The following is a 6,429-nucleotide window of genomic DNA, read 5'->3' on the forward strand; positions in this document are numbered from 1 at the left end:
GGGCTGACCTGGTCCGCGCGCGAGCTGCACGAGGCGCCCGCGGTCATGTGCGACACCCTCCTGCAGGACGTCGTGCGCGCCGGGATCGAGGACACCGGCCGCCGGGACGTCCCCGCCCTGTTCAGCCGCGCGGGGCACGACGCCATGGCCATCGGGGCGGTGACCGGCGTCGGCATGCTGTTCCTGCGCAACCCCGACGGCATCAGCCACCACCCGGACGAGGACGTCAGCCTGGCCGACGTGGAGACGGGCCTCCGCGCGCTGACCGCGACGGTCGAGCACCTGGCCCGCGAGGCCTCCTGAGAGAATCGCCCCGTGGAACCCCTCGTCTTCGACCCCGTCCCCGACATCCGGCTCATCGCGGTGGACATGGACGGCTCCCTGCTGGACGACGAGAAGCGGATCCACGACGACTTCTGGCCGCTGCTCGACGAGCTGGACCGCCGCGGGATCCGCCTGTGCCCGGCGAGCGGCCGGCAGTACGCCACCCTGCGCCGGCAGTTCGGCCGGGACGAGCTGGTCTACATCGCGGAGAACGGCTCCTACGTGGTCCAGCACGACGAGGAGATCAGCTCCGACGGCCTCGACCTGGGCACCGCGCGGAAGGCCGTCGAGACCGTGCGGGCGGCCGACCACCTCGACCTGGGGACCGTGCTGTGCGGCAAGCGGTCCGCGTACGTCGAGCGCACGGACGACGCGTTCCTCGACCACGCGACGCCCTACTACGCCAAGCTCGAGCACGTCGAGGACCTGACCGTGGTCGACGACCAGATCCTCAAGGTGGCCGTCTACGACTTCGGCGCCGCGGTCACGGGCGCCGGCCGGTTGCTGCAGCCGTTCGACGGGCTGGTCTCGGGCGAGCACTGGGTGGACGTGATGAGCCCGACCGCGGACAAGGGCCACGCGCTGCGGGCGGTGCAGGCCGCGCTCGGGATCACCGCCGAGCAGACCATGGTGTTCGGCGACTACTTCAACGACATCGGCATGCTCGACGCGGCGTACTACTCGTTCGCGATGGACAACGCGCACCCCGAGGTCCGGGCGCACGCCCGGTTCGTCGCACCCGCCAACACCGCCAACGGTGTGGTCCGGACCATCACCTCGGTGCTGGGCCTGCGATGACCGTCGCCGGGCTGCTGCTCACCCCGGGGTTCGGCGGGACCCGCGAGAGCCCCGCGCTCGTCGCCGTCGAGGCGGCCGTCGCCCCGCTGCCCGTGCTGCGGCTCGACCTCCCGAAGACCGCGGCACCGGCGATCGCGCACGTGACCGCGCAGGCCGCCGCGTTCGCCGACTCCCTCGGCGTCGGCACGGACCGGCTGGTGCTCGGCGGCCGCTCGTTCGGCGGCCGCATGTGCTCGATGGCCGTCGCGCAGGGACTGCCCGCGGCCGGGCTGGTCCTGCTCTCCTATCCGCTGCACCCGCCGGGCCGCCCCGACAACCTCCGCGCGGCGCACCTGCCCGACCTCCACGTCCCTGTGCTGGCGGTCTCGGRCACCAGCGACCCGTTCGGCTCCCCCGACGAGCTCACCGCCCACCTGTCCGCCGTCCCGGGGCCGGTCACCACCGTCTTCCTGCCCGGCACGCACACGCCGACGAGCGACACCGCCGTCGCCGCCGCGGTCCGGAACTGGCTCAGCACGCTCGCGTGAGGACTTCGTTGCGCCCGGAGGAACGAAGTCTTCACGCGACGCAGTCCGGGGACCCGGCGCGCGTGCGCTGAGCCGCTGAGTCAGAGCTCGGTCGACCGGTCGGCGTCGGCGTCCTCGACAACCGCGGGGACCACGCCGCGCTCCTCCAGGACGCGCACGACGAACGAGGCAGCGACCATCGACGCCCCCACCCACGCGGCGATCGAGATGACGGCCTCGAGCCAGCCGTAGACGTCGACCACGCCCAAGCCGTAGAAGTCGACACGGAAGGGGAACGCGTTCACGAGGGCGTAGAACACCGGCAGGACGACGAGCCTGGCGCCGAGCGCCACGACCACACCGGTCCAGAGGATGCGGCGGGCGGTCCAGTACGGCGGCATGGCGGTGGCTCCCTGGTCGGCGTCGGTGCTGGCGACACGCTAGCGAGAGGAACGCAGGCACGGACCCCGTTTCGGCACACCTGGCCGCGGCCGCGGGCTGAGACGATCGTCGCCATGGACTCCCTGACCGTGCTGCGCTCCGCGTTCGCCCCCGTGCCCGGCTACCTCGACGCGGCCACGTGCGGGTTGCCGGCCCGGGCGACCGTGGACGCGATGCGCGACGCCCTGGACTCCTGGCAGGCCGGCAAGGCCGACCTCGCGGTGTACGACGAGGCGGTGGCGGCCTCGCGCGCCGCCTTCGCCCGGCTGGTCGGGGTCGAGACCTCGTGGGTGGCGATCGGCTCGCAGACGTCCGCGCTGGTCGGCCTGGTCGCATCGAGCGTGCCGGACGGCGCCGAGGTGCTCGTGGTCGACGGCGACTTCGCCTCGGTCGTCTTCCCGTTCCTGACGCACGCCGACCGCGGCGTCACCGTCCGGCAGGTAACGCTGGAGTCGTTGGCCGACGAGGTCCGGGCGTCGACCCACWCCGTCGCGTTCTCGCTGGTGCAGTCGCGCGACGGTCGGATCGCGGACGTCGACGCGATCCGCACGGCGGCCGCCGCGGCCGGTGCCCTGACCGTCTGCGACGTCACGCAGGCCGCCGGCTGGCTGCCCGTGGACGCGACCGCCTTCGACGTCACCGTCTGCGCGTCGTACAAGTGGCTGTCCGCGCCGCGCGGCACCGCGTTCCTCACCGTCCGCCCGGACGTGCTCGACCGGCTCCGACCGACGAGCGCCGGCTGGTACGCGGGCGAGGAGATCTGGTCGTCGGTCTACGGCCCGCACATGGCGCTCGCCGGGGACGCGCGGCGGCTCGACGTCTCCCCCGCCTGGCTCTGCTGGGTGGGCGCGGTCCCCGCGCTGAAGCTCTTCGCCGACGCACCTGCGGACGACGTCCGTCGCTACGCGGTCGGTCTCGCCGACGCCTTCCGTGCCGGGCTCGGGATGGAGCCCGGCGGCAGCGCGATCGTGGCCCTGCCCGACGACGAGGCAGGCTCGCGACGAGCTCTCCTCGCGGCCGCGGGCACCCGTGCGGCCGGCCGCGGCGGCGGTGTCCGGCTCGCGTTCCACGTCTGGAACGACGCCGACGACGTGGCACGCGCCGTGGCTGCCCTGAGCAACTCCTGAGGGGAACCTGAGGGTCGATTGGGGGGTCTCCCCGATATCCCTGGGCCTGCCGACCCCGAAATCCTAGGATCACTCACAGCACCGAGACCGGCGGCCGCCGCGGTATCTCCGGGCGGGCGGTCTGCCCCTTTCCAGTCGTCGTCGACATCCCCTGCAAAGGAACACCCATGTCTCAGGTCGCCGGATGGATCACCCATCGCTACCTCAAGTTCGCCGTCATCGCCTTCTGGCTCGTCGTGGTCGCGCTCCTAGGGCCCCTCGCGGGCAAGCTCACGGGCGCGCAGGACAACGACGCCAAGTCCTGGCTCCCGTCCAACGCCGAGTCCACGGAGGTGCTCGACGTCGCGGGCAGCTTCGTGTCCGCCAACACGATCCCCGCGGTCATGGTCTACGAGCGGTCGTCCGGCCTCACGCCCGACGACCTGGCGGCCATCGCGGCGGACGCCGCCGAGTTCGGCACGCTCGACACGCTGGACGGCGACGTCGTCGGCCCGATCCCCTCGGAGGACGGCAACGCCGCGCAGATCATCGTCCCGCTCGACCTCGGGTCCGACGGCTGGAACCTGGCCGCCGACGCCGTCGTCGACCTGCGCGCCACCGCGGAGGACGGCCCCGACGGCCTCGATGTCTACGTCACCGGCCCGGCCGGCTCGGCCGCGGACTCGTCCGAGGCGTTCGAGGGCATCGACGGCACGCTGCTGTACGCGGCGGTCGCGGTCGTCATCGTCATCCTGCTCATCACGTACCGCAGCCCGATCCTCTGGCTCCTGCCGGTCATCTCCGCGGGCGTGGCGCTCACCGTGTCGCAGGCGCTCATCTACCTGCTCGCCGACAACTACGMCCTGACCGTGAACGCGCAGAGCGCCGGCATCCTCACGGTCCTCGTGTTCGGCGCGGGGACGGACTACGCCCTGCTGCTCGTGGCGCGCTACCGCGAGGAGCTGCGCAAGCACGGCGACCGGCACGAGGCCATGGCGCTCGCCCTGCACCGCGCCAGCCCGGCGATCATCGCCAGCGGTGCCACGGTGGCCATCGGCATGCTCTGCCTGCTCTTCGCGACGATGAACTCCACGGCCGGCCTCGGCCCGGTGGCCGCCGTCGGCGTCGGCGTCGCGGTGCTCGTCATGCTCACCCTGCTGCCGGCGCTGCTGGTCACCTGCGGCCGGTGGATCTTCTGGCCGCGCACTCCCAAGCTGGGCGACGGCGAGCCGTCCGAGCACGGCTTCTGGGCGCGCGTCGGCGGCCGGATCGAGCGCCGGCCAAGGGCGACGTGGATCGGCACCTCCGCGGCGCTCCTCGTCGCGTGCGTCGGCATCGTGGCGCTCAACGCGACCGGTCTGACCACCGAGGAGTCGTTCCGCGGCGAGCAGCCGTCGATCGTGGGCGAGAAGGTGCTCTCCGCGCACTTCCCCGGCGGCGCCGGCTCCCCCGTCGTCGTGATCACGAACGCCGACCAGGCCACCGACGTCGCCGCGGCTCTCGCGGAGGTCGAGGGGATCGACCCGGCGAGCGTCTCCGAACCCGTCGTCCTGGACGACCTCGCCTACCTCGAGGGCACCCTGACGTCCGCGCCCGACGCCGACGAGGCCTTCGACACGGTCGACCGGGTCCGTGCGGCGGTGCACGCGGTGCCCGACGCCGACGCGCTGGTCGGCGGGTCCACGGCGGTCAACCTCGACGTGCAGCGGGCCTCGGCCGACGACAACCGGCTGATCATCCCGATCATCCTGCTCGTCGTGTTCCTCATCCTCATGGTCCTGCTGCGGGCGGTCGTGGCGCCGCTGGTGCTCATCGGCACCGTCGTCCTCTCGTTCGGCGCCGCCATCGGCATCAGCGCGCTCGTGTTCAAGTACGTGTTCGGCTACGCCGGCGCGGACACGTCGTTCCCGCTGTTCGTGTTCGTCTTCCTGGTGGCCCTGGGGATCGACTACAACATCTTCCTCATGACCCGGGTGCGGGAGGAGGCGCTGCGGATCGGGCACCACCGTGGCTCGCTGGTGGGCCTGGCGGCCACCGGCGGCGTCATCACCTCGGCCGGGCTGGTCCTGGCGGGCACGTTCGCGGTGCTCGGCACCCTCCCGCTCGTGGCGTTCGCGGAGATCGGGTTCGCCGTGGCGTTCGGCGTGCTGCTGGACACCCTGATCGTGCGGTCGGTGCTGGTCACGGCGCTCAACCTCGACATCGGCAGGGCCATGTGGTGGCCCAGCGAACTCAGCAAGCAGGAGGAGCCGGAGCCCGCCGAGGCGCCGGTCGCGGTACCCGTCTCCTGACGCGCAGACCGAGATGCCCGGATCCTCCGCGATCCGGGCATCTCGCGCTAGCGTGGCCGCACGAGCGTGCACCACTCGTCGCGGCTTGAGGAGCTCTCGGTGACAGATACTCTCAGCAGCACCGCAGCCCCCACCCGGTGGTGGGCGCTCGACCCCGAGGCCGCGAGCGCGCAGCTCAGCACGGATCTCTCGGCCGGCCTGACTGCGGCGGAGGTGACGGCCCGCCGGGAGCGGTACGGGCCCAACACGCTCACCGCGCAGGCCGCGCCGTCGGTGTGGTCGGTGGTGTTCGCGCAGCTGCGCGACCCGATGAACATCATGCTCGTGGCGGTCGCGGCGGTGAGCGCGGCGATCGGGCAGGGCTCGACCGCGCTGATCGTCGGGTTCCTGGTCGTGGTGAACGTGGTCATCGGCGCCCGGCAGGAGATGCTCGCCCGCAAGAGCGTCGACGCGCTCGCCACCATGCAGGAACCGCAGTCGCGCGTGCGGCGGGACGGTGCCCTGGTACAGATCCCCGCGAACGAGCTGGTGCCCGGCGACATCGTGGAGCTCGAGGCCGGCGACATCGTGCCCGCCGACGGCCGGCTGCTGCGGACCGCCACGATGGAGACGCAGGAAGCGGCGCTGACCGGCGAGAGCACGCCGATCGGCAAGGACGTGATCACGCTCGCCGACGAGGAGGTCCCGCTCGGCGACCGCGCCAACATGGCGTTCCAGAACACGTCGGTCACCCGCGGCACCGGCACGATGCTCGTCACCGCCACGGGCATGACGACGCAGATCGGCAACATCGCCACCCTGCTGTCGTCGGTGGAGAAGACGAAGTCGCCGCTGCAGCGCGAGCTCGACAAGCTGACCAAGGTGCTCGGGGTCATCGCGTGGAGCGCGGTGGCGGTCATCGTGCTCATCGGGGTGCTGCGCGGCCAGTCGCCGAGCGACCTGCTGTTCCTCGCGACCGCGGTC

General features: G+C 72.4%; 7 protein-coding genes. 6 read left to right on the forward strand and 1 reads right to left on the reverse strand.

Features of this window, described 5'->3' with window-relative positions:
• The 3 genes from AC1DUQ_RS15275 to AC1DUQ_RS15285 all read left to right on the forward strand — a co-directional run.
• A partial coding sequence (locus AC1DUQ_RS15275; RefSeq protein WP_477074077.1) for a M20/M25/M40 family metallo-hydrolase occupies positions 1-303 on the forward strand: 303 nt, incomplete at its 5' end.
• A gap of 12 nt (positions 304-315) precedes the next feature.
• Positions 316-1,122 (forward strand): Cof-type HAD-IIB family hydrolase, encoded by an 807-nt coding sequence (locus AC1DUQ_RS15280; protein ID WP_477060957.1) that lies wholly within the window; start codon positions 316-318, stop codon positions 1,120-1,122.
• Positions 1,119-1,649, forward strand: coding sequence for an alpha/beta hydrolase family protein (locus AC1DUQ_RS15285; protein ID WP_477074078.1), 531 nt, complete (start codon positions 1,119-1,121; stop codon positions 1,647-1,649). Before AC1DUQ_RS15280 ends, AC1DUQ_RS15285 begins: the two co-directional genes overlap by 4 nt.
• Positions 1,650-1,729: 80 nt before the next feature.
• Here AC1DUQ_RS15285 and AC1DUQ_RS15290 read toward each other — a convergent pair whose 3' ends face one another.
• Complete coding sequence (locus AC1DUQ_RS15290; RefSeq protein ID WP_477060955.1) at positions 1,730-2,029, reverse strand: hypothetical protein; 300 nt, start codon at positions 2,027-2,029, stop codon at positions 1,730-1,732.
• A 114-nt stretch (positions 2,030-2,143) separates the two neighbouring features.
• Between AC1DUQ_RS15290 and AC1DUQ_RS15295 the strand changes: the two genes are divergently transcribed.
• From AC1DUQ_RS15295 to AC1DUQ_RS15305, 3 genes are all read left to right on the forward strand, one after another.
• Complete coding sequence (locus AC1DUQ_RS15295; RefSeq protein WP_477074079.1) at positions 2,144-3,196, forward strand: aminotransferase class V-fold PLP-dependent enzyme; 1,053 nt, start codon at positions 2,144-2,146, stop codon at positions 3,194-3,196.
• 167 nt (positions 3,197-3,363) lie between these two features.
• On the forward strand, positions 3,364-5,466 hold the full coding sequence (locus AC1DUQ_RS15300; RefSeq protein ID WP_477074080.1) for an MMPL family transporter: 2,103 nt from the start codon (positions 3,364-3,366) through the stop codon (positions 5,464-5,466).
• A gap of 99 nt (positions 5,467-5,565) precedes the next feature.
• Positions 5,566-6,429, forward strand: an 864-nt coding sequence (locus tag AC1DUQ_RS15305) for a P-type ATPase actuator domain-containing protein (protein ID WP_477074081.1), incomplete at its 3' end; no start/stop codon positions are given.

Source organism: Cellulomonas sp. P4_B5_2 (genome assembly GCF_056402235.1).